The organism is Aeromonas sp. FDAARGOS 1414, assembly GCF_019047065.1.
GTDB classification, from domain to species: Bacteria; Pseudomonadota; Gammaproteobacteria; order Enterobacterales; family Aeromonadaceae; genus Aeromonas; species Aeromonas veronii_A.
Window position 1 is genome coordinate 16,038 of sequence record NZ_CP077210.1, and the last position, 22,684, is coordinate 38,721.

General features: G+C 58.7%; 21 protein-coding genes. 16 read left to right on the forward strand and 5 right to left on the reverse strand.

Annotated features, from left to right (window positions below; translation table 11 throughout):
* Positions 1-36 precede the first annotated feature (36 nt).
* The 10 genes from I6L44_RS00070 to I6L44_RS00115 all read left to right on the forward strand — a co-directional run bounded on the left by I6L44_RS00070 (position 37) and on the right by I6L44_RS00115 (position 11,022).
* Positions 37-1,548, forward strand: a complete 1,512-nt coding sequence (locus tag I6L44_RS00070) for an NAD(P)H-hydrate dehydratase (RefSeq protein WP_158111926.1) — start codon at positions 37-39, stop codon at positions 1,546-1,548.
* A gap of 10 nt (positions 1,549-1,558) precedes the next feature.
* Positions 1,559-2,032, forward strand: a complete 474-nt coding sequence (gene tsaE, locus I6L44_RS00075) for a tRNA (adenosine(37)-N6)-threonylcarbamoyltransferase complex ATPase subunit type 1 TsaE (protein ID WP_005339056.1) — start codon at positions 1,559-1,561, stop codon at positions 2,030-2,032.
* Between the two features lie 23 nt (positions 2,033-2,055).
* Entirely contained in the window at positions 2,056-3,747 is a 1,692-nt protein-coding gene (locus tag I6L44_RS00080; protein ID WP_254204245.1) for an N-acetylmuramoyl-L-alanine amidase, read from the forward strand.
* Between the two features lie 389 nt (positions 3,748-4,136).
* Complete coding sequence (gene mutL / locus I6L44_RS00085) at positions 4,137-6,002, forward strand: DNA mismatch repair endonuclease MutL (protein ID WP_216954304.1); 1,866 nt, start codon at positions 4,137-4,139, stop codon at positions 6,000-6,002.
* Positions 5,992-6,921 (forward strand): tRNA (adenosine(37)-N6)-dimethylallyltransferase MiaA, encoded by a 930-nt coding sequence (miaA, locus tag I6L44_RS00090; protein ID WP_082182310.1) that lies wholly within the window; start codon positions 5,992-5,994, stop codon positions 6,919-6,921. Before mutL ends, miaA begins: the two co-directional genes overlap by 11 nt.
* A 72-nt stretch (positions 6,922-6,993) precedes the next feature.
* Positions 6,994-7,257 carry an RNA chaperone Hfq gene (hfq, locus tag I6L44_RS00095; protein ID WP_005339045.1) on the forward strand — a complete coding sequence of 88 codons (264 nt, stop codon included), beginning with the start codon at positions 6,994-6,996 and terminating at the stop codon, positions 7,255-7,257.
* A 63-nt stretch (positions 7,258-7,320) separates the two neighbouring features.
* On the forward strand, positions 7,321-8,607 hold the full coding sequence (gene hflX / locus I6L44_RS00100) for a ribosome rescue GTPase HflX (RefSeq protein WP_005339043.1): 1,287 nt from the start codon (positions 7,321-7,323) through the stop codon (positions 8,605-8,607).
* A 91-nt stretch (positions 8,608-8,698) separates the two neighbouring features.
* A complete protein-coding gene (gene hflK, locus I6L44_RS00105; RefSeq protein WP_216952924.1) occupies positions 8,699-9,847 on the forward strand; it encodes an FtsH protease activity modulator HflK in 1,149 nt (382 codons plus the stop codon).
* A 3-nt stretch (positions 9,848-9,850) separates the two neighbouring features.
* A complete protein-coding gene (hflC, locus tag I6L44_RS00110) occupies positions 9,851-10,735 on the forward strand; it encodes a protease modulator HflC (RefSeq protein ID WP_216952925.1) in 885 nt (294 codons plus the stop codon).
* Positions 10,736-10,833: 98 nt separating this feature from the next.
* Positions 10,834-11,022 carry a DUF2065 family protein gene (locus I6L44_RS00115; protein WP_216952926.1) on the forward strand — a complete coding sequence of 63 codons (189 nt, stop codon included), beginning with the start codon at positions 10,834-10,836 and terminating at the stop codon, positions 11,020-11,022.
* Between the two features lie 80 nt (positions 11,023-11,102).
* Here the strand turns inward: I6L44_RS00115 and ispB are convergent, their stop codons facing one another.
* Complete coding sequence (gene ispB, locus I6L44_RS00120; RefSeq protein WP_216952927.1) at positions 11,103-12,074, reverse strand: octaprenyl diphosphate synthase; 972 nt, start codon at positions 12,072-12,074, stop codon at positions 11,103-11,105.
* 242 nt (positions 12,075-12,316) lie between these two features.
* Between ispB and rplU the strand changes: the two genes are divergently transcribed.
* The 4 genes from rplU to I6L44_RS00140 all read left to right on the forward strand — a co-directional run bounded on the left by rplU (position 12,317) and on the right by I6L44_RS00140 (position 16,050).
* Entirely contained in the window at positions 12,317-12,628 is a 312-nt protein-coding gene (gene rplU / locus I6L44_RS00125) for a 50S ribosomal protein L21 (protein WP_005304210.1), read from the forward strand.
* Positions 12,629-12,645: 17 nt separating this feature from the next.
* Positions 12,646-12,903 (forward strand): 50S ribosomal protein L27, encoded by a 258-nt coding sequence (gene rpmA / locus I6L44_RS00130; RefSeq protein WP_005339028.1) that lies wholly within the window; start codon positions 12,646-12,648, stop codon positions 12,901-12,903.
* 200 nt (positions 12,904-13,103) lie between these two features.
* Complete coding sequence (gene cgtA / locus I6L44_RS00135; protein ID WP_216952928.1) at positions 13,104-14,306, forward strand: Obg family GTPase CgtA; 1,203 nt, start codon at positions 13,104-13,106, stop codon at positions 14,304-14,306.
* 373 nt (positions 14,307-14,679) lie between these two features.
* The gene (locus tag I6L44_RS00140) at positions 14,680-16,050 is read left to right on the forward strand and encodes a YjiH family protein (RefSeq protein ID WP_216952929.1); all 1,371 of its coding nucleotides are present in this window, start codon (positions 14,680-14,682) and stop codon (positions 16,048-16,050) included.
* Between the two features lie 85 nt (positions 16,051-16,135).
* Here I6L44_RS00140 and I6L44_RS00145 read toward each other — a convergent pair whose 3' ends face one another.
* Positions 16,136-16,474 carry a hypothetical protein gene (locus I6L44_RS00145; protein WP_216952930.1) on the reverse strand — a complete coding sequence of 113 codons (339 nt, stop codon included), beginning with the start codon at positions 16,472-16,474 and terminating at the stop codon, positions 16,136-16,138.
* Between the two features lie 132 nt (positions 16,475-16,606).
* Positions 16,607-19,498 carry an HD domain-containing phosphohydrolase gene (locus I6L44_RS00150; RefSeq protein ID WP_216952931.1) on the reverse strand — a complete coding sequence of 964 codons (2,892 nt, stop codon included), beginning with the start codon at positions 19,496-19,498 and terminating at the stop codon, positions 16,607-16,609.
* 210 nt (positions 19,499-19,708) lie between these two features.
* Here I6L44_RS00150 and I6L44_RS00155 point away from each other — a divergent pair, with 210 nt between their 5' ends.
* Together I6L44_RS00155 and I6L44_RS00160 are read left to right on the forward strand one after the other, a co-directional pair.
* Positions 19,709-20,698 (forward strand): luciferase-like monooxygenase, encoded by a 990-nt coding sequence (locus I6L44_RS00155; RefSeq protein ID WP_216952932.1) that lies wholly within the window; start codon positions 19,709-19,711, stop codon positions 20,696-20,698.
* 172 nt (positions 20,699-20,870) lie between these two features.
* A complete protein-coding gene (locus tag I6L44_RS00160; RefSeq protein WP_216952933.1) occupies positions 20,871-21,371 on the forward strand; it encodes a 2TM domain-containing protein in 501 nt (166 codons plus the stop codon).
* A 119-nt stretch (positions 21,372-21,490) separates the two neighbouring features.
* Here the strand turns inward: I6L44_RS00160 and I6L44_RS00165 are convergent, their stop codons facing one another.
* Complete coding sequence (locus tag I6L44_RS00165) at positions 21,491-22,312, reverse strand: symmetrical bis(5'-nucleosyl)-tetraphosphatase (RefSeq protein WP_021231933.1); 822 nt, start codon at positions 22,310-22,312, stop codon at positions 21,491-21,493.
* 6 nt (positions 22,313-22,318) lie between these two features.
* The gene (apaG, locus tag I6L44_RS00170) at positions 22,319-22,681 is read right to left on the reverse strand and encodes a Co2+/Mg2+ efflux protein ApaG (RefSeq protein ID WP_216952934.1); all 363 of its coding nucleotides are present in this window, start codon (positions 22,679-22,681) and stop codon (positions 22,319-22,321) included.
* Positions 22,682-22,684 lie beyond the last annotated feature (3 nt).

The window sequence follows — 22,684 nt, forward strand, 5'->3', positions numbered from 1 at the left end:
CTGGCGTGGGTCGATTGATAAGAGGCGGGAGCCGTCATGGTAGAGATCATCAGGGGCGCGTTGGGCACAAAAGAGGGAGGCAGTTTACCACAGGGGCTGTGGCAGACTGAACAGATCCGCGCACTGGAGCGCAACTGGGCCGCGCGTGAGGGGCAACCTCTCTATGCCCTGATGGAGCGAGCCGGTGCCGCGCTGCGCACCTATGCCACCCTGCATTGGCCCGACAGTCGCTGCTGGTGGATTTTCGTCGGCCCCGGTAATAACGGCGGTGATGGCTATGTTCTGGCCCGCCTTGCCCGCCAGATTGGCATCGAGGTGGTGGTGATTGCCGCCAGAGCACCCGACCAGCTGAAAGGGGATGCCAGACGGGCCGCCGATGAGTGGCTGGCGGCCGGTGGCCGGGTCTGGCTGGCCGAGCAGTTTGATGATACCCAACACTCCGCCCCGGAGCTGGTGGTCGATGCCCTGCTTGGCACCGGCGTCAACACGTCCCTCTCGCCACTACTGACAAAGATCGTCGCAACAATCAATGGCTTGGCCGTGCCCGTGCTGGCGGTGGATCTCCCCTCCGGCCTCAACGGCGATACCGGCCGTGCCATGGGGGCTGTGGTGCAGGCCACTCGCACCCTCACCTTTATCGGTATCAAGCAGGGGATGCTCACTGGCGACGGGGTGGATTGCGTCGGCCTGCTCGATTGTGATCCCCTTGGCGTGACGCCTGATGACACTATGCTGCCCGCCGCCTGGCGTATCGATTATCCACTGCTCAGCACGCAGTTGACCCCGCGCCAGCGCGCTTCCCACAAGGGCTCTTATGGCAAGGTACTGCTGGTGGGGGGCAATCGCGGCATGCAGGGGGCCATCGTGCTGGCGGCTCGCGCCTGCCTGCGGGCGGGGTCCGGGCTGGTGCGGGTGTGTCAGCATCCGGAGCATCCACCGGTCAGCCTCTATCAACCCGAACTGATGAGTCTCACTACCGCTGATGACGAGGGGTGGGCGTCGGTGCGGGTCATTGGCCCCGGGCTCGGTCAGGATGAGTGGGGAAGCGCGCAAATCGCCCGTTATCTCACCGACCGGCTGCCACTGGTTTTGGACGCCGATGGATTGAATTGGCTGGCGCAATCTCCCCGCCATCAGGATAATTGGGTGCTCACGCCCCATCCCGGCGAAGCTGCGCGCCTGCTGGGATGCTCCATTGCCGAGATTGAAACCGACCGGTTTGCCGCCGTGCAGGCGCTGCAGCGGCGTTATGGCGGTGTGGTGTTGTTAAAAGGGGCGGGAACACTTATTTATGACGGCGAGCGGGTCGCTCTCTGTTGTGAAGGCAATCCCGGCATGGCAAGTGGCGGCATGGGCGATCTGTTATCTGGTATAATCGCCGCCCTTTTGGCCCAGGGCTGGTCTGCCACCATGGCAAGCTTGCTGGGCGCCGTGATCCACGGCGAGGCCGCAGATCAGGCCGCCGCCGACGGCGAGCGGGGCATGCTGGCGTCAGATCTGCTGCCGCTGATCCGCAAACTGGTTAATCCCGACACCATTACAAGTTAAAAAGAAGAACATGGCAAAACAGTTGATGATGACACTGCCGGACGAGGCAGCAACCGTGGCACTGGGTGGCCGTCTGGCACAGGCCTGCCAGCAGGCGACCACAGTGTTTTTGCATGGCACGCTTGGCGCCGGTAAAACCACCCTGACCCGCGGCTGGGTGCAGGGCCTTGGCCATCAGGGCAAGGTAAAGAGCCCGACTTACACCCTGGTCGAACCCTATGAGCTCGATGGCTGGCAGGTCTACCATTTTGATCTCTATCGCCTGGCTGATCCGGAAGAGCTGGAATTCATGGGCATTCGGGACTATTTTGCCGCCAACACTCTCTGTCTGGTGGAGTGGTCCGAGAAGGGCGAGGGCTGGTTACCGGCTCCCGACCTGGAAATTACCCTCACTTATGTAGGCGAGCAGCGCGAGGTTTTGATAGAGGCTCGCACTGCTATTGGCGAAGCCATTCTGGAACGGTTGTCATCTACGTGCGCTTGATCCTTGTTATTGCTCTCTCTTTGATGGCATTACCCTCTTGGGCGAATCAGCTCAAGAGCGTACGAATCTGGCCATCACCGGATAATACCCGGGTGGTGCTCGATATGAGCAGCGCCCCCAACTTCAACTATTTCACCCTCACCGGCCCGGATCGGCTGGTGATCGACCTGAAAGGGGCGAGCAACGCCACCAATCTGGCGCGGATCGAGAACAACAGCGAACTGGTGCGCAAGATCCGCCAGAGCACTCCGTTGGAGAAGGGCGGTCTGCGGCTGGTGATGGATCTCAGCTCCGCCATCAAGCCGGTGGTCTTTCCGCTGGCGCCAGCCGGGCCCTATGGTCACCGTCTGGTCATCGACCTTCCTTATGAAGAGAAGCGCTCGGCGGCAGCAGTGCAATCCACGCCCGTCGGTGGCAAGGGCAAGGGGGTGGTGATTGCCATCGACCCGGGCCACGGCGGGGAAGACCCGGGCTCCATTGGCCCGCGTCGTACCTATGAAAAACGGGTGACGCTGGCGGTCTCCCAGAAGCTGGCGGCACTGATCGACCGCGAGCCGGGGATGCGCGCCGTGCTGACCCGTCGTGGCGACTATTTCGTCGACCTCAACAAGCGTTCCGAGATTGCCCGCAAGGCCAAGGCGGATCTGCTGGTGTCGGTCCATGCGGACAGCTTCCATAACTCCACTCCGCGCGGCGCCTCTGTCTGGGTCCTCTCGACCAACCGTGCCAACCGCGAGATGGGCAGCTGGCTGGAGAAGCAGGAGAAGCAGGGCGAGCTGCTGGGCGGGGTCGGCAAGGTGTTGGCGGAATCCGATCCCAATCCCTATCTGGCGCAAACTTTCCTAGACCTTTCCATGGACAAGTCCCGTGCCGAAGGCTACGACGTCAGCCGTCAGATCCTGCGCTCATTGGGCAAGGTTGCCCGACTGCACAAGAAGGCCCCGGAGCATGCCAGTCTGGCTGTGCTGAAGGCGCCGGATATTCCCTCGGTGCTGGTCGAAACCGGCTTTATCTCCAACCATGCGGAAGAGAAGCTGCTGGCTACCTCAAGCTATCAGGATCAGCTGGCCCGCGCCATTTTCGAGGGGATCCGCAACTACTACCGCGCCCACCCGACCAAGGGAGCCATGTTGACCGGCAAGGGACAGGCGAGCAGGCCTGCCGCGACCACTCGCTCTGCACCGGTAGCTTCGCAGCCGGTGAGCCAGCCCAAGCCAGTGCAGTCGCAGCCGGTGGTGACCAATAAGATGCCAGCGACAGTACGTGACGGCGCGGCTGCGACCGGTTCAGGTGCCGGGGTGATCAAGCCCTATTCGGAGGCTGCGCAAGATTCTGGTGCGCCGGTTAGCAATGTGGGTGACTATGACAAATCTCGGATGCTCCGCCATGTGGTCAAACGTGGCGAGAGTCTCTCTCGCCTTGCCGAGAAGCATGGAGTGAGTCAATCCACTTTGGTAGAGATCAACCAGCTGCGCAGCCGGGATATTCAGATTGGTCAGACCATCTATATTCCCCAGCAGGGGCAGAGCCGCGCTGCCGCCCCCGTTCGCAGTGATGACAAGTCGCAGATGATCCGCCATGTGGTCAAGCGAGGGGAGAGTCTCTCCCGCCTTGCCGAGAAGCATGGGGTGAGTCAGGCGCGACTGGTAGAGATCAACAAGCTCAAATCGCGGAATATTCAGGTAGGGCAGGTGCTCTACATTCCGCAAAACTGACGCGCGGGAGCGGGTGATACCGCTCTCGCTGTTAGCCAATACCATCAGCAAGATTGAAATTCAGGAGCAAGTGATGCCGATCCGTATATTACCCCCCGATTCTGGCCAACCAGATTCCGGTTGGTGGAGAGGTGGTGGAGCGGCTCTCTATCCGCAAGATTGAAATTCAGGAGTAAGTGATGCCGATCCGTATATTGCCCCCTATCCTGGCCAACCAGATTCCGGTTGGTGGAGAGGTGGTGGAGCGGCTCTCTATCCGCAAGATTGAAATTCAGGAGTAAGTGATGCCGATCCGTATATTGCCCCCTATCCTGGCCAACCAGATTCCGGTTGGTGGAGAGGTGGTGGAACGGCTCTCTATCCGCAAGATTGAAATTCAGGAGTAAATGATGCCGATCCGTATTTTGCCACCCATTCTGGCCAACCAGATTGCAGCCGGAGAGGTGGTGGAGCGGCCCTCTTCTGTGGTGAAAGAGCTGGTGGAGAACAGCCTGGATGCGGGGGCCGACCGGGTCGAGATCGACATCGACAAGGGGGGCGCCAAGCTGATCCGCATCCGTGACAACGGCTGCGGTGTCGCCAAAGATGAGCTGGTACTTGCGCTGTCGCGTCATGCAACCTCCAAGGTGGCCACGCTGGATGATCTGGAAGGGATCAACAGCCTCGGTTTTCGTGGCGAGGCGCTCGCCTCCATCAGCTCTGTCTCCCGTCTCACCTTCACCTCCCGCACCGCCGAGCAGTCCGAAGCCTGGCAAGCCCAGGCGGAAGGGCGCGAGATGAGCGTCACCATCAAGCCTGCGGCCCATCCGGTGGGCACCACGGTGGAGGTGGTGGATCTCTTCTTTAATACACCCGCGCGGCGCAAATTCATGCGCAGCGAAAAGACCGAGTTTGCCCATATTGACGAGCTGGTGCGCCGCATCGCGCTCTCCCGCTTCGATGCCACCCTGATCCTGCGCCACAATGGCAAGGTGGTGCGCCAGTACAAGGCCGCCAATACCGTGCCGGAGCAGGAGCGACGTCTCGCCGCCGTTTGCGGCACCCCCTTCATGCACCATGCGCTGGCGGTGGAGAGCGCGCATAGCGACGTGCGGTTGTGGGGCTGGCTGGCGACCCCGGAGGGGGCAAGACCGCAGAACGACCTGCAATACACCTATGTCAACGGCCGGATGATGCGCGACAAGCTCATCAACCACGCCATCCGTCAGGCCTATGACGAGTTGCTGCCTCCCGATCGCTTCGCTGCTTATGTGCTCTATATCGAGCTGGATCCCCGTCAGGTGGATGTCAACGTTCATCCGGCCAAGCATGAGGTGCGCTTCCATCAGGCGCGGCTGATCCACGACTTTATCTTTCAGGCGCTGTTTACTGCGCTGCGCCGCGAAGGAGTCAGCGCTGCTCATCAGGACGCGCCGCTGGCCGAAACCCTGGTCGAGTTGCCGGTCACTCCGCAGATTGAATACCCCGGTCAGGCGCCCCGTCCGGAGTGGTACGGTGCCGAGCACAGCTACCGGGCGCCTGCGCAGGTGCGGGAGGGAGGCGGTGGGGCTGGTCGAGCCAGCAATTATCAACCGCCCGAGCCGCCAAGTCGCGAGGCGATGCGCGGCATGGGGGCGCTGCTCACTACGCTACCTATCGAAGCTGAGGCTGCTCCTGTGCAGCCCACTGATCCAGTGCCGTCACCCAAACAGGGGGGATGTCGCGCCCTGACACTGGTGGAGCAGGCCTACCTGTTGATCGAGCGGGATAATCAGCTGGCCCTGCTTTCACTGGTACGCGCTGAGCGTGTGCTGCTACGCCATTGGCTTCTGGAGACCTGGGTTCAGGGACTGGCGGCCCAGCCGCTGTTGCTGCCGGTCTCCTTCAAGCTGCCGAAGAATTTGATCGCGCTGGTGACCGAGCAGGAACGTTTGCTGAAACGGATGGGGCTGGAGTTGAAAAGCGGGGGGCGCGACACCATGATCCTGACTCGGGTGCCGGCTCTGCTGCGCCAGACCGATCTGGTGCGTCTGTTACCCGAATTGCTGCAAATTATCGAGGGCGGATCTGACAGTGATGCTGGTCAGCAGGCTGAAGTATTATGCCAATGGCTGGTGGAGCAGGGGATAAGCCGCGAGAAGATATACGATTTTTCAACTGCCAGTCGTCTGCTGACGGAACTTGTGACCGATTTCAGTGACCAGCTTGGTGACATGCGTATGGCGCGCCCGCTTTCGCTGGCGACCGTGCTGGAGGAGTTTGAACATGGCGAGTGACTTGCCGACCGCAATTTTTCTGATGGGGCCGACGGCCTCCGGCAAGACGGATCTCGCCATTGAACTGTGCCAGGCATTGCCTTGCGACATCATCAGCGTCGATTCTGCGCTGATCTATCGCGGCATGGATATAGGTACGGCCAAGCCCACCGCTGATGAACTGGCGCGGGCTCCGCACCGGCTGATCGACATTCTTGATCCCGCGGTGAGCTATTCGGCAGCCGATTTTTGCAAGGATGCCCTGCGGGAGATGAAAGAGATCGCCGACCGTGGCCGCATTCCGCTGCTGGTGGGTGGTACCATGCTCTATTTCAAGGCGTTGCTGGAGGGATTGTCTCCGCTGCCCTCAGCCGATCCCGCCATTCGAGCCGGGATTGAGGAAGAGGCTGCCCGCCTCGGTTGGCAGGCGCTGCACGATGAGCTGGTGCGCATCGACCCGGTGGCCGGGGCGCGAATTCACCCCAATGACCCGCAGCGGCTCAGCCGGGCGCTTGAGGTCTACCGTATCAGCGGCAAGACCCTTACCGAGCTGACGCAGGTGCAGGGGGAGGGCTTGCCCTATCGAGTGCAGCAGTTTGCCATCGCCCCGAGCGATCGCGCCGTGCTGCATCAGCGGATCGAACAGCGCTTTGACAAGATGCTGCAAGGTGGCTTTGAACAGGAGGTTCGTGCGCTGATGGCGCGCGGCGATCTGCACCCGGATCTCCCCTCCATTCGCTGTGTGGGTTATCGCCAAATGTGGGACTACCTGTGCGGTGAAGTGGGGTATGATGAGATGCGTTATCGTGGCATTGTTGCCACACGCCAATTGGCAAAACGACAGATGACCTGGTTGCGCGGCTGGCCCGACGTGACCTGGTTGGAATCTGGTGAGTCTGGCAATCTCGACCGCGTGCTTGCTCGCGCTGGTGCGGCTTGACACTCCCTGTATAATCAGGTTGTTATATTGATATTCGGTGTTTAAAAACAACAAACTATAAGGAAAAGAAAAATGGCTAAGGGGCAATCTCTCCAAGACCCGTTTTTGAATGCGCTGCGCCGTGAGCGGATTCCTGTTTCTATCTATTTGGTGAACGGCATCAAACTGCAAGGTCAGATCGAGTCTTTTGACCAGTTTGTTATCCTGCTGAAAAACACCGTGAGCCAGATGGTTTACAAGCACGCCATCTCGACTGTCGTACCGGCCCGTGCCGTCAATCATCACCAGCCCACTCCGGGTGGCGCGGCTGATGAACAGGGTGATGCCGAGGCGTGATATCCCTGGGCGAGTCGACTCGCCAACTCAGATTCATCATGATTCCTGTTAAGGAGCAAGCGCTTGTTTGACCGTTATGAAGCTGGCGAACAGGCCGTTCTGGTGCATGTCAACTTCAGTGATGAGGGTGAGCGGGAGGATCTGGAAGAGCTCAAGATGTTGGTGAGCTCGGCCGGAGTCAATGCGCTGGGGGTAATTACCACCAGTCGCAGTGCGCCCAGTGCCAAATTTTTTGTCGGCAGTGGCAAGGCTGAAGAGATCGCGTCCCAAGTCCAGATGCTGGATGCGGATGTGGTGATCTTCAACCATGCCCTGACTCCTGCCCAGGAACGAAATCTGGAACGTCTGTTCCAGTGCCGGGTGGTGGACAGAACCGGTCTGATCCTCGACATCTTCGCCCAGCGCGCCCGAACCCATGAAGGTAAACTGCAGGTCGAACTGGCCCAGTTACGCCACCTTTCCACTCGCCTGGTGCGAGGCTGGACCCACCTTGAGCGTCAAAAGGGCGGGATCGGTCTGCGTGGCCCGGGTGAAACCCAACTTGAAACTGACCGACGTCTGCTGCGGGAACGCATCAAGGCGATTTTGCGTCGGCTCGACAAGGTGGCCAAGCAGCGGGAGCAGGGACGCCGCGCCCGCAACCGCAACGAAGTGCCGACGGTGTCACTGGTTGGTTACACCAACGCCGGAAAGTCCACTTTGTTCAACCAACTTACAGCTGCCAGCGTGTATGCTGCCGACCAATTGTTCGCAACTCTGGATCCCACCCTGCGTAAACTGGTGATCCGGGATGTGGGTGATGTGATTTTGGCGGATACAGTTGGATTTATTCGACACTTGCCCCATGATCTGGTCGCGGCCTTCAAAGCGACCCTGCAGGAGACCCGCGAAGCGGATCTGCTGCTGCATGTGGTGGACTGTGCCGATGAGCAGATGCAGGAGAATATCGACTCCGTGCAGCAGGTGCTGGCCGAAATTGAAGCTGACGACAGGCCTCAGCTGATGATCTGCAACAAGATCGACAAGCTGGCGGATCGTCCTGCTGGTCTGGAGCGAGATGACGAGGGGCGCCCATTGCGCGTCTGGCTGTCGGCTCAGACTGGTGAAGGTTGTGAGCATCTGTTTACGGCGCTGACTGAACTGCTGGCCGGCTCCATGGTGCACCACACCCTGCAGTTGCCACCCTCGGCAGCAAGATTGCGCAGTGCGCTTTATCAGTTGAAGGGCATTGAGCAGGAAGGCTTTAGCGAGGAGGGAGATTTCGTGCTGGAAGTCCGCTTGCAAGTGGCCGACTGGAACCGCCTCGTAAAGCAGGAAGGTGAGAGTTTACAACGCTTTATCAGGCATTGATTCGTCGATGAAGATGAACCCTTAGGGGCTTCTCAACGTATGATGGCCCGATAGAGATGATATCCATCCGCATGTATTAATGGAGACGCTGATGGCTTGGAATGAGCCTGGTAACAACGGCAAAGACCGTGACCCTTGGGGGAATAACGGCAAGAATCAGGGACCCCCTGATCTGGATGAAATGCTGCGCAAAGTGAGTCGCCGTTTCGGTGGCTTGTTTGGTGGCGGCAAATCTGGCGGCGATGTAGGTCGCTTTGGTATCTCCATCGCGCTGGTTGTGGCTGTGGTGGTGTGGGTCGTCAGCGGCTTCTACACCATTCGTGAAGCGGAACGTGGTGCAGTGCTGCGGTTTGGCAAGTTTTCCCATATTGTCGAGCCGGGTCTGCGCTGGAATCCCACCTTTATCGACAAGGTGATCCCGGTGGATGTCGAGTCCGTGCGCTCGCTGCCTGCTTCCGGTTTCATGCTGACTCAGGATGAAAACGTGGTACGGGTCGAGATGGACGTGCAGTACCGTGTGGTCAACCCCGAGCAGTATCTGTTTAGCGTAACGAATGCTGACGAGAGCCTGAGTCAGGCCACCGACAGTGCCCTGCGTTATGTTGTGGGCCACACCAAGATGGACGACGTGCTGACCACCGGTCGTGAGAAGGTGCGTCAGGAGACCTGGCAGGTGATTGATGGCATCATCGAGCCTTACCAGATGGGTCTGCAGATCGTCGACGTCAACTTCTTGCCGGCTCGTCCGCCGGAAGAGGTGAAGGATGCGTTTGATGACGCCATTGCCGCTCAGGAAGATGAGCAACGCTTCATCCGCGAGGCCGAAGCCTATGCCCGTGAAGTCGAGCCGAAGGCCCGTGGTCAGGTCAAGCGTCTGGAGCAGGAAGCGGAAGCCTACAAGTCCCAGATTGTGCTGAAAGCCCAGGGTGAAGTGGCCCGCTTCAACGAGCTGCTGCCCCAGTATCAAGCTGCGCCCGATCTGACACGCAATCGTATCTACCTGGAGACCATGGAAGAGCTCTATCAGCAGGCCAATAAAGTGGTGGTCGACATGCCGGCTGGCAACAACAGCATGATCTATCTGCCGCTCGACAAGTTGGCTGGCAAGCAGGCGAGCGTCCAGCAGGGGCGTCCAGCTGCTGCGCCGACCATCGAGTCCACGCCAGCTTCCAACGAGGGCGCCAACTCCACTCCGACGCCGCTGCGTAGCGGTGACCGCTTCAGCTCAGGGAGAAACTGATAGATGAAAAAGCTAGCTATTGGTGTAATCGCTGTCGCGGCCATGGTCTGCTTCTCTTCTGTCTTTATCGTTGATGAAGGCCAGAAGGGGATTGTGGTGCAGTTCGGCAAGGTGAAGCGGATTGATTCCGGTGAGCCCCGTCTCTATGAACCGGGCCTGCACTTCAAGGTGCCGCTCATCGACCAAGTTCGCAAAATGGATGCACGGATCCAGACCATCGACAGCCAGGCCGACCGTTTTGTCACCTCCGAGAAGAAAGACCTGATCATCGATTCGTATGTGAAATGGAAGATCGAGGACTTCTCCAAGTACTACCTGGCAACCGGTGGTGGTAACAAGTTGCAGGCCGAGGATCTGCTCAAGCGCAAGATCAACAACGGTCTGCGCTCCGAGATTGGTAATCGTACTATCAAGGATATCGTCTCCGGTGAACGCAGTACCGTGATGGAAGATGCTCTGATGAAGATGGCGCGCTCCTCCGAGCTCGGCATCAAGGTGGTGGATGTGCGGATCAAGCAGATCAACCTGCCAGTGGAAGTGTCCAACTCCATTTACCAGCGGATGCGGGCCGAGCGTACTGCCGTGGCCCGTGAGCATCGCTCCCAGGGGCGTGAGCAGGCCGAGATCCTACGGGCCGATATCGATCGCAAAGTGACCGTGATGATCGCTGATGCAGAGAGTAACGCTCGTCAACTGCGCGGTGAAGGGGATGCGGAAGCCGCTAAAATCTATGCCGACAGCTACAAGAAAGACCCCGAGTTTTTCAGCTTCGTGCGCAGTATGGAGGCCTATCGCAAGAGCTTCGCCGGTGGCAACGACCTGATGGTGCTCAAGCCGGATAGCGAGTTTTTCCGTTACTTCAAGTCTCCTGAAGGCACCAAGCAGTAAGTGTCGGGAGTTGTTTTGCCAGGGGCCTGCTTTGTCAGGCCCTTTTATTTGTCTGCCAAACAAACGGGATCAATGGTTTTTGACGGGAGAGGGGCAGAATGATGACATCCATACTGACGGGGCTGGGTCTGCTGTTGCTGTTTGAAGGGCTCGGCCCGTTGTTGATGCCCAGGGCATGGCAGCAGATGTTACGGCTGCTGAGCGATCAGCCACCGGAGCAGTTGCGCCGTATCGGCGGCTCGTTAGTGGTTGCGGGTAGCGTGATCCTCTGGATGCTGAGTCGCTGAGTCTGGCGCAATGCACTGTCCAGCAGATAGCAGACAATAAAAAAGAGGCCGAAGGCCTCTTTTTCATGCATGTCGTTTACTCAGGCACTGCGCTGCACCGCCATGTGGGCCAGTGTTTCCAGCGCGTGCTTGTGCGGGGAGTCCGGCAGGATGGCGAGGGCGGCAATGGCCTTGTCGGCCTCTTCCCGGGCCCGCATGCGGGAGTACTCCAGCGCGCCGGTACGGTCGAGAATCCCGAGGATCTGCTCAAGATGTTCCATACCGTTGCGGTGCTCGATGGCATCGCGCACCAGCTGGCGTTCTTCCGGCGTGCCCACATCCATGGCACGCAGCAGCGGCAGGGTTGGTTTGCCTTCGGCCAGATCGTCGCCGACGTTCTTGCCCATCTCTTCGCTCTGGGAGCAGTAGTCCATCACGTCATCAATGATCTGGAACGCGGTGCCCAGATACTTGCCGTAATCGGTCATGGCCTGTTCGACGGGCTCGGGCTGATGGGTCAGCACGGCGGCGAGTCGGGTAGCGGCCTCGAACAGCTTGGCGGTCTTGCAGTAGATGACCGTCATGTAGCTCTCTTCGGTGGTATCCGGGTCGTTGCAGTTCATCAGCTGCAACACTTCCCCTTCGGCGATGGTGTTGGTTGCATCCGAGAGGATCTCCATCACCCGCAGGTTGGAGAGTTCGGCCATCATCTGGAAGGAGCGGCTATAGAGGTAGTCACCGACCAGCACGCTGGCAGCATTGCCAAACATGGCGTTGGCGGTCTCCCGGCCACGGCGCAGGTCGGATTCGTCGACCACGTCGTCGTGCAGCAGGGTAGAGGTGTGAATGAATTCGATGATGGCGGCCAGTTTCAGGTGATCCTCACCTTCATAGCCCAGCGCACGCGCAGCCATCACGGTCAGCATGGGGCGCATCCGTTTCCCGCCGGCGCTGACAATGTAGAAACCCAGCTGATTAATCAGACTAACGTCGGACTGGAGTCGGGCCAGGATCAGTTCATTGACCGCCGTCATGTCGGCGGCACAGAGCGCACGGATAGTCTGTTGGTCCATAAGTCTCGTAACGTGACAGCAGCAATAACTGCGATTTTAGTAATGGCAGGGATTCTACACGATTTCACAATGGGTTACAGTTAGGCGTTTATCCACGGCGGTAGATATGCGCACAAAATAAACTTTTTGCTAAATTGGCCTTGCCTGAGCAGATCGATTTGCGTAGAATGCCCGCCCATTGTTATAGGTTTTTGCGCATGTCTAGCCTTGAGCAAAAGACATGCCTTTACGGAGTTAATCAAATGTACGCGGTATTCCAAAGCGGCGGAAAACAACACCGTGTGGCCGAAGGTCAAATCGTTCGTCTGGAAAAGCTGAACGTTGAGACTGGCGCTACCATCGACTTCAACGAAGTTCTGATGGTTGCTGCAGGCGACACTTTTAAAGTAGGTGCTCCTTTCGTTGAAGGTGGCAAGGTTGTAGCTGAAGTTGTGGCTCACGGCCGTGGCGAGAAAGTGACTATCGTCAAGTTCCGTCGTCGTAAGCACCATCGTAAGCAAGCGGGCCACCGTCAGTGGTTCACTGAAGTCAAAATCACTGGCATCAGCGCTTAATTAGAGGAGTCCGATAAATGGCACACAAAAAAGCTGGCGGTTCATCCCGCAACGGTCGCGATTCTGAAGCTAAACGCCTGGGCGTGAAGCGTTTCGGCGGCGAAACAGTTCTGGCTGGCAGCATCATCGTTCGTCAACGTGGTACCAAGTTCCACGCTGGCACCAACGTTGGTCTGGGCAAGGATCACACCCTGTTCGCTACCGCGACTGGTAAAATCCTGTTCGAAGTTAAAGGTCCGCTGAATCGTAAGTACGTTAGCATCGTTGCTGAGTAATTACGGACCGCAAGGATCCGAAGCCCCGCCAACAGGCGGGGCTTTTGTTTTTCTGACGTCTTTCTGATGTCGTTGACGAAAAAACGGAACGCAGCTGACTTTGGCTCTGACGGGCATGATTGGCAAGATGCGTATCGCCCGCAGGGGTCTGTACCACTATAATTGCGTATCGGTTTTTCGAATTAAGGTGACGGTTACCTATGAAGTTTGTTGATGAAGTCCAGATTCGAGTCGATGCCGGTGACGGTGGTAACGGTTGTGTAAGTTTTCGCCGTGAAAAATATATTCCCAACGGTGGTCCGGATGGTGGTGACGGTGGTGACGGTGGTGACGTCTATCTGGTTGCCGATGAGAACCTCAACACCCTGATCGACTACCGTTTTGAGCGTTTCCATGCTGCCGAGCGTGGCGAGAATGGCCAGAGTGCCAACTGTACCGGTCGTCGTGGCAAGGACAAGATCCTGCGCGTGCCGGTCGGTACCCGGGCGACCGATGACGATACCGGCGAGTTGCTGGGCGACTTGACTCACCACGAGCAGAAGTTGCTGGTTGCCAAGGGCGGTTTCCACGGTTTGGGCAATACCCGCTTCAAGAGTTCGGTCAACCGGGCTCCACGCCAGAAGAGCAACGGCACACCGGGCGAAGTGCGTACCCTGAAGCTGGAGCTGCTGTTGCTGGCTGACGTCGGTATGCTGGGTCTGCCCAACGCCGGTAAATCTACCTTTATTCGCGCTGTTTCTGCCGCCCGCCCGAAAGTCGCTGATTATCCCTTTACCACCCTGGTGCCGAACCTCGGTGTGGTGCGTGGTGAGAACTCCCGCTCCTTCGTGATCGCCGATATTCCGGGCCTGATTGAGGGGGCAGCCGAAGGCGCAGGTCTTGGTATCCGTTTCCTCAAGCACCTCGAACGCTGCCGCGTGTTGATCCATCTGGTGGATATTTGCCCCATTGATGGCTCCGATCCGGCTGAAAATGCCGTGACCATCGTGCGTGAGCTGGAGAAGTACAGCCCGGAACTGGCTGGCAAGCCGCGCTGGCTGGTGTTCAACAAGATGGATCTGATCCTGGAAGAAGAGGCTCAGGAAGTGATGGATCGCGTGAAAGCCGCCCTCAACCACGAAGGGCCGGTCTACGCCATCACTGCCATCAGCAAGGAAGGGACCAAGAAGGTCTGCTACGACATCCTGGATCTGCTGGATACCATGCCCCGTCAGCTGGAGCAGGATGCCAAAGAGGCGATCGAGAAAGTGGAGTTCAAGTGGGACGACTACCATAAGAACCAGCTGGCTAAAGCCGAAGCGGAAGCGCTTGCCGCCTCCATGGCCTTTGACGAAAGTCTCGACGATGATGATTGGGATGACGAAGATGATGATGGTGTGGAAGTGATCTACGTCCGTGACTGATACCCTTGTCTGTCCATTTCATTGATAACCGGAGCCTGAACAGGCTCCGGTTTTTTTTATGCCTGTCGAGTAGTGGCTCATTAGGTATGTTTGTGATGCCACTTATTGCCTGCCGTTGATAACTGTTTATACTGCCCATCAAAATTAACAGTAATGAAACAATCATCTGGCGATGTCGATTGAATCGATATGCGTTTCTGTATCTGATTGTTTTGATGGAAGGTTTACCTGTAAAAATTTTTATGCGCAGATTTATGCATTATGGGCTTGTTTGTGCATTTTTTTGGAGTATTCTTGCGCCCGTTTTGCCGGTTAATGCATGAATACGCAGGTAGGCCGAGCTATGGAAAAGTAACATTAGGGCAGTCTTATCATGCTGGAAAAGAGTCTTGAAGCATCTGCGGTTAATACCCGCCGTAACTTGTTGATGTTTCTAATACCGTCACTGATCGGTATCTTGCTGTTCATGACGCCGGTCGTCTATGACGGTAACGTCACCATCCCCGTCGCAGTGCTGGCCAAGCTGGTGCAGCGGGTTTTTGCCGATTATCTGGTTGCCATGGTCAGTGCGGTGATCACTACCACCATGCTGATGACTATCATCACCTGGTTGTTCAAACCGGCGATTCTGGTGCGTAGACCATTCCTCAACAGCCTGTTCAACGTCTCTCCTTTCTGGGCCTGCGTGCGGGTGGTGGGTGGTATTTTCGTGCTGCTGACCTTCTTCCAGGTGGGACCAGAGGTGCTTTATTCAGGCGCAACCGGCGGCCTGGTGCTCAACGATCTGCTGCCGGTGCTGTTTTCAGTCTTCATTTTTGCCGGCCTGCTGCTGCCGTTGCTGCTCGATTTCGGGCTGCTGGAGTTTGTCGGCACTATGATGACTCGCATCATGCGTCCGGTATTCCGGTTGCCGGGTCGCTCTGCCGTAGACTGCTTTGCCTCCTGGCTGGGGGATGGCAGTGTCGGCATCCTGCTGACCAGCAAGCAGTACGAAGGGAAGTTCTATACCCAGCGGGAAGCGGCCGTTATTGGCACCACCTTCTCCGCCGTCTCCATCACCTTCTGTCTGGTAGTGATCTCCCAGGTGAAGCTGGAACACATGTTCGTTCCCTTCTATCTGACTGTCTGTCTGGCTGGGGTGGTTGCCGCTATCGTGGTGCCACGTCTGCCGCCGCTATCCTGGAAGAAGGATATCTATATCGATGGCGCTCCCCTGTGTCGCAAGCAGGAGGCGGTGCCCCACCAGCACAGTGTGATGAGTTATGGTCTCGAACGTGCATTGACCAAGGCAGAGCAGATGACCGGTCTCGGTGCCGTCGCCCGGGAAGGGGTGAAAAATGCGCTCGACATGCTGTTTGGCGTGTTGCCTGTGGTCATGGCGATCGGTACCTGTGCCCTGATGCTGGCCGAACACACCCCCATCTTCAACTGGCTTGGCGCCCCCTTCGTCCCCTTGCTGGAACTGCTGCAACTGCCGGAGGCGGAAGCCGCATCCAAGACCATCATGGTCGGTTTTGCCGATATGTTTATTCCAGCGGTGCTGGCCTCGACCATCGATAGCGAGATGACCCGCTTCGTCATTGCCGCCATGTCGGTAACCCAGCTTATCTATATGTCGGAAGTGGGGGCCCTGCTGCTTGGCAGCAAGATCCCGGTCAAACTGTGGGAGTTGTTTGTGATCTTCCTGATGCGCACCCTGGTTACCTTGCCGGTAATTGCCGGTGTAGCGCATCTGCTGTTCTAAGGGCTACGCCATAGTGAAAAACGGTCAACCTGGGTTGACCGTTTTCTTTTCCGCGGTAAGGGGAGAGCATCGCCCTTAGGCTGGCTCAGCCTCTAGTGACGGGACACTGAATTGTCAGGGAGTGGACTGTGTTGGCGATGCGATAGGGCTTGGCAGCTTGGTAGATTTTCTTCTCCTTGTCATAGCTTCCCCCCAGATACTGGGTGCTGTAGAGCGTCTGCTGGCGACGATCGGTCTCCTTGTAACCTTGCGGGCAGGTCTGGTTGGCCTGCTGGAAGCAGGCTTTCATGCTGCTGCATTCGATGTAGAAGCCTCGCTGGCTGGTATCGGCAAGGTGCACTGGGGTGACGGTGGGGGCTGGGGGAGACAACAGGGAGCAGCCGGAGAGCGTCAGCGCGCCCAGCAGAACGAGATGTTTTGACATAGATAACCTGAACAGTGTGGTGTGACAAAGAGTGAGGGGGAGTCTATTGCTCCCCCTTCGCTATAGGGGCACCGTTATAACCAGCCCGGAGCGCTCAGGCCAGCCCGCAAATGTAAGAAAATATGACCCAGCCTAGGCAAGTGCGGCCAGCAGTGCGGTTTCGTCCACCTGATCCAGTTGGGCGCTCTCGAGGAAGCGCCTAGCGTAATCGCGCCAGATGCCGCTGCTGACAAACAGGGCGAACAGATCCGAGTCGATATGCTGTTCACGCACCATGTTCTGCATGATGGCAAGAGCCTGGGAGATCGTCTTGCCAGATTTGTAGGGGCGATCACTGGCGGTCAGCGCCTCGAAAATATCGGCGATAGCCATGATGCGGGCTGGTACGCTCATCTGTGCTCCGGTCAGCTGGCGTGGGTAACCCTTGCCATCCATCCGCTCGTGATGACCGCCGGCAATCTCTGGCACGCAGCGCAGATGACGGGGGAAGGGGAGGTGCTCCAGCATGCGTATGGTCTGGATGATGTGCTCGTTGATCTTGTAGCGCTCCTCCTCGGTGAGGGTTCCCCTGCTGATGGCAAGGTTGTATCTCTCCCCTCGGTTGTAGAGATGGTGCGGTACCTTGACCTTGAAGCCCCAGGGATTGTGCTCGTCGAACCGATCTCCATCCGGACGAGGCACAAGGTGCCAGCACTTGTCGGCCAGCAGTGGCTCGAGGCAGGGCAACTCGGGAGACGGTTCTTTCTGACGCAGCTTGAGCTCCTCCCGGCTGATGCCGAGTCGATCGTCCAGGGTGCGCAGCCAGGTGCGGCTGGCGATGGCGTCGAGCCGTTCAATCTTCTCGGGGGCCATCCACTCGCCGCCCAGATTGCACTCGGCGATGAAGGCAAACTCCTGATCCAGTTCGGCCCAGCGCGGGGCTGCTTCTTCCCGGCAGGCACTTCTGATCTCTGATGACAGGCGGGCTGCGAGGCACTCGATATAGACATCCCGCTTGAGTACTTCAAAACGGGTGCGGATCTCGTGGATCCGGTCGTAGAGGGTCTCCAGTTTGGTAGCCTTGTCGACCACGAACTCCGGGGTGGTCACCTTGCCACAGTCATGTAGCCAGCTGGCGATATGGATGGCTTCCCACTCCTCCTCGTTGAGACTGAAATCGGCAAAGGGGCCCTGTCGCTGGGCGCAGGCTGCCTCGGTCAGCATCTTGGTCAGCTCGGGCACACGTTGGCAGTGGCCGCCGGTGTAGGGGCTCTTGGCGTCGATGGCGCCGGCCATCAGCTCGATAAAGGATTCGAGCAGCTGTTTTTGCTCCTCCAGCAGGCGCTGGTTCTCGATGGCGGAGGCCGAAGTGCCCGCCAGCGCCTCGATCAGGCTGATGCGCGATGCCAGCTCCTGTTCGCTGCAGTGTGGCAGGATCAGCAGGAGGTAGCCGATCAGCTCCTGACGATGGTTGCAGAGCGGCTCAGCTACCAGCTGGCATAGGCCGGGAAAGGAACCCCAACTGTCCAGGTGTTGCCTCCAGGCCGCCTCATCCAGGCTGAGGGAGATGCGCTGGGAAGTGGCCAGGCCGGATAGCAATGGTTGTGGCCAGGGAACCTGCCCTAGGGGCAGTTCGGTTTGCTGCCAGCGGGCCTGGACCGGCTGCATCTTTTGCTGTTGGGCCAGGTAGAGGCATCCCCCTTTTGCCTGTACCGCGGCGATGGTTTCATGCAGGATGCGGCTTAGCAGGGAGTCGACGCGGTGCTCTGCAGCCAGTGCTCTACCCATGTTCATGAAGTTGCCGAGGGTTTGGCGCATGCCGGACATGGTGCGCGCAAGGTCATCTATTTCCCGGATGGCTGATTCAGGAACCTGACCCTCGCCAAAGTCGAAACGCTGGATCCGCTCAGCCTCACGGGTCAGGGCCAGCAGCGGGGTAGCGGTACGGCGGGAGACCAGCCAGATCACCGGCAGCAACAACAGCAGGCTGCCCAGCGCCCATGCCACATTGATCAGTGCTTCATTGCGTGCCTGCTGATAAAGCAGATCTGCCGAGACCAGCAGGGCGACGTAAAAAGGGGTGTCCTTGCCGAGGGGAGAGATATAGACCAGCCACTCTTGTTCTTCCCCTGTGGTCAGGGTCAGCTCCTGGGGAGTACCATCCAGCAGCACAGGCGTCCTCTCTAGCCTAGTTTTCAGCTCGGCCATGACTGGGCTGCCCAGAGCCGTGATCGCTGGCAGCCGAGTCAGCTGATCATAGGCTGGCAGATGTACAGGGTCGGCCGCCAGCAGTGTCGCGGAGCGATCGAACAACACTACCTGGCTTTGGAGCGGCAACTGCAGCTCGCCAATCAAGGCCGAGAGCCCTTCGACACTGGCATCCAGCCCGATCACGGCGCGTTGGCTATGGCTGGTGACAGCCAGCGTCATGCCCGGCTCCCTGGTGGTAAAAAAGAGATAGGGGGTGGTGGCGACAATCTTTGATGAACCGCGAGCCAGCCGGTACCAGTCGCGGCTGCGGGGATCGAATCGATAATCCGCCATGGCTCGCCGCCCCAAAAGTTGCAGCTGCTCATCAAAATAGAGGAACTCTCCCCGCCCGCTACTCAGGCTCTGAACCAGCAACTGGCTGCCTTCAGGCACAGCCTGCAACTGGGCCCGGGCCCGTTCCGTGAGTTTTCGTACCAGAAAGAAATCGCCACTCTCATAGCCGATGTAGACGGCACCATAGCTGTCGCGATTGGCCAAGATCTCTGCCAACTGCGGCAGATACTCCAGTCGGCTTGCCAGATCGCTCATGTCGGCCAGTCGGCTGCTGGCTAGCAGGCTGAGGGACATGCGGGCTGGCTGCTCGTTCAATTGCAGAGCGAGGGCCAGCTGTTCCCGGTACTGTTTGAAGTTGTGGCGCTCATGTTCCAGCATCTGGCGAGAGCCCTGCTGGAACTGCAGCAGAATCAGCAGCATGCCCAGCACACTGAACAGCAGGGTAAATAGGGTGGCAATGTGAACATAGAAGGGCTTGCGCCCGGATCTGGCAGTGATCATGGACATTTCCTTGTCACAGTGATGCTTGCGGAGACGATCTGTCAGCAGTGTGTCAATACGATAACAGAAATAACAATACTGGCCTGATATCTGTGCTTTTCCATGGTTGCCCACTTCCAGGCAGAGCTTGGCAGGAGATAGTGATTCATTCAGGTATCCCGTGCTACATTGCCTCACTTGTTACTGGTCTGTAAATCCATGGAGTGACTCATGCCTGCCATCCCCTATTCCGTGCTCGATCTGGTGCCTGTTGCCGAAGGTTCCGTACCTGCCGAGTCATTTCGCCGTTCGCGGGATCTAGCCCGCCATGCCGAGGGCTGGGGTTACCAGCGCTACTGGCTGGCCGAACACCACAACATGCCGGGCATTGCCAGTGCCGCCACCTCGGTGCTGATCGGTCATCTGGCCGAAGCCACCACCACTTTGCGGATCGGCGCGGGTGGCATCATGCTGCCGAACCACTCGCCGCTGGTGATTGCCGAGCAGTTTGGCACCTTGGCTTCTCTCTATCCCGACCGCATCGACCTTGGCCTTGGCCGCGCCCCCGGGACCGATCAGCGCACCATGCGGGCGCTGCGGCGTATGCGCAGTGGCGAGGTGGATGATTTTCCGGCCGATGTGCGCGAGCTGATGAGCTACTTTGGCGACGAGATCGGCGCGGTGCTGGCGGTGCCCGGTCAGGGGCTGCATCTGCCCATCTGGCTGCTGGGCTCCAGCCTCTACAGCGCGCAACTTGCAGCGGCGATGGGCTTGCCGTTCGGGTTTGCCTCCCATTTCGCCCCTGCCATGTTGCTGCAAGCGCTGGAGATCTACCGTAGCCAGTATCGCCCCTCCGCTCGCTGGCCCAAGCCCCATGCGGTGGTCTGCATCAACATGATTGCCGCCGACAGCGAGCGGGAGGCCCGCTTCCAGTTCACTACCGTGCAGCAGCAGTTCTTGCGCCTCCATCGCGGTGATGCGGGCAAGCTGCCCGCGCCGGTCGTCCAGCTTGGCGATGAGTGGTCTCCCCGTGAGCTGATGGCGATGGAGCAGACCCTGGCCCGCTCTCTGGTGGGCGACCCTGAGCAGGTTCGTCATGGACTCAAGGCGCTGCTGGCGGAAACCCGTGCCGATGAGCTGATGTTCAATGGGCCCATCGTCGATCATCAGGCCCGACTGCGCTCCTTTGAAATTGCCGCCGAGCTGATGCAGAGCCTGTGATTACACATCCGGGCACATCTGCATGTGTGGCATAGCTTGACCTTATATCTCTTTATGTTTATTCAACTAATTGATTTTAAAGAGTTGTCAGGTTGATGTCGGCCATCTGTCGTGTCACCTTTCGCGGCGCAAGCCCTATGCTGGCCCTGTCAATTACCACAAGGAGTTCGAAATGATCGTCAGGAAGTTGAGATTGCAGCGGGGCTGGTCACAGGAGCAGTTGGCCGCCTTTACCGGCCTGAGCGTTCGCACCATCCAGCGGATCGAGCAGGGTCAGCAACCCGGACTGGAATCCCTCAAGGCCCTGGCTGCCGTCTTTGAACTCGATGTGGCTCAACTGGATGGATCAGGGCAACAGGAGCGCGAGATGAGAGGAAGTGACACTATGGGGCAGGATGCGGTGCAGGTATCGGCAGAGGAGCGGGCGGCAATGCGCTATGTGGAGGAGCTCAAGGGCTTCTATCACCATGTCGCCAGCTACGTGGTGGTGATCTGCGGGCTGTTTGTCATCAACTACCTGAGCAATCCGGAGTACATCTGGGCCTGGTGGCCAACCCTGGGTTGGGGGCTGGGACTTGCCTCCCATGCTGTTCGGGTGTTTCAGCCCTTCAAGCTGTTTGGCCCCGAGTGGGAGCGGCGTCAAATCGAGAAGCGGCTGGGGCGCAAGTTGTAACCTTATTCGCAGGGAACCAGAGAACACAAAACAGCAAGCCCGGCAACCTGCCGGGCTTTGTTATTGGAGCGGGTTGTGGCCATCCGTGCGGCAGCGACCGCCAGATTGCTGCGTCCCCCCTAGCTGGCGTGAACCGGGCAGGGGGTGGCGATCAGGGCATCATCCTCGTAGCGCCACAGGGTCAGGCTGTTGCCCCAGACACAGCCGGTATCGAGCGCCTTGATATCGCTCTTGCCAGTGTTGCCCATCAGGGCCGCCCAGTGGCCGAACACCAGAATGGGGTCATCCACGTGATGCTCGCGCTGCTCGAACCAGGGACGCAGCCCCGGGGTCGACTCCTTGGGCCCTTTCTTGCATTTGAAGTCGAGACGACCGTCGAAATAGCAGAAGCGCATCCGGGTGAAGGTGTTGATGATGTAGCGGTAGCGGTCGATCCCGACCAGATCATCTTTCCAGCCATCCGGCTGGTCGCCGTACATGTTGTGCAGCAGCCAGCTGTACTGGTCACCGCGTAGCAGGCTCTCTACCTCGCGGGCGCAGTTGCGGGCGGTGCGGACATCCCATGCGGGGGAGATCCCGGCATGCACCATCATGATGGGGAGATCCGGATGTTCGGCCAGCAGCGGGCGGTGGCGCAGCCACTCCAGCAGTTCATCCCGATCAGGGGCATCCATCAGGCTTTGCAGCTTGTCTTTCTTCTTGAGCGGTGCAACGCCATCAGCGACCGCCAGCAGGTGCAGGTCGTGGTTGCCGAGCACGGTGACGGCGCGGTTGCCCAGCCCTTTGACGAAACGCAGGGTATTGAGGGAGTCCGGGCCGCGGGCGACCAGATCGCCGCAGAGCCAGAGCACGTCTTGGTCGGGATCGAACGCGGCAAGATCCAGCAGACGGCGCAAGTCGTCGTAACAGCCCTGGATGTCACCGACAAAACAGTTCGCCATGAAACCTCAGTTGATAATATTGGGGATGGCCAGCGTGAAGGGGGCGATGTGCGCCTCGAACTGCTGACCAGAGCCATCTTGCAGGGTATAGCTCCCTTCCATCACCCCAAGCGGGGTCGCCAGCGGCACGCCGCTCTGGTAGCGGTAGGTCTCACCTTCGGCAATGACGGGTTGTTCCCCGACCACGCCCGGGCCTGCAACTTCCAGCATCTTGCCATTGGCATCTGTGATGAGCCAGCGCCGATGCAGCAGTTGCACCGGGCCGGGCCCCAGATTCTCAATCTCGATCAGATAGTGAAACTGGTAAGGGTCTTTGGAGCCCGCCACATACAGGGGGTATGGGCGGATCTCGATGTGCGGGAGTGCCACAGG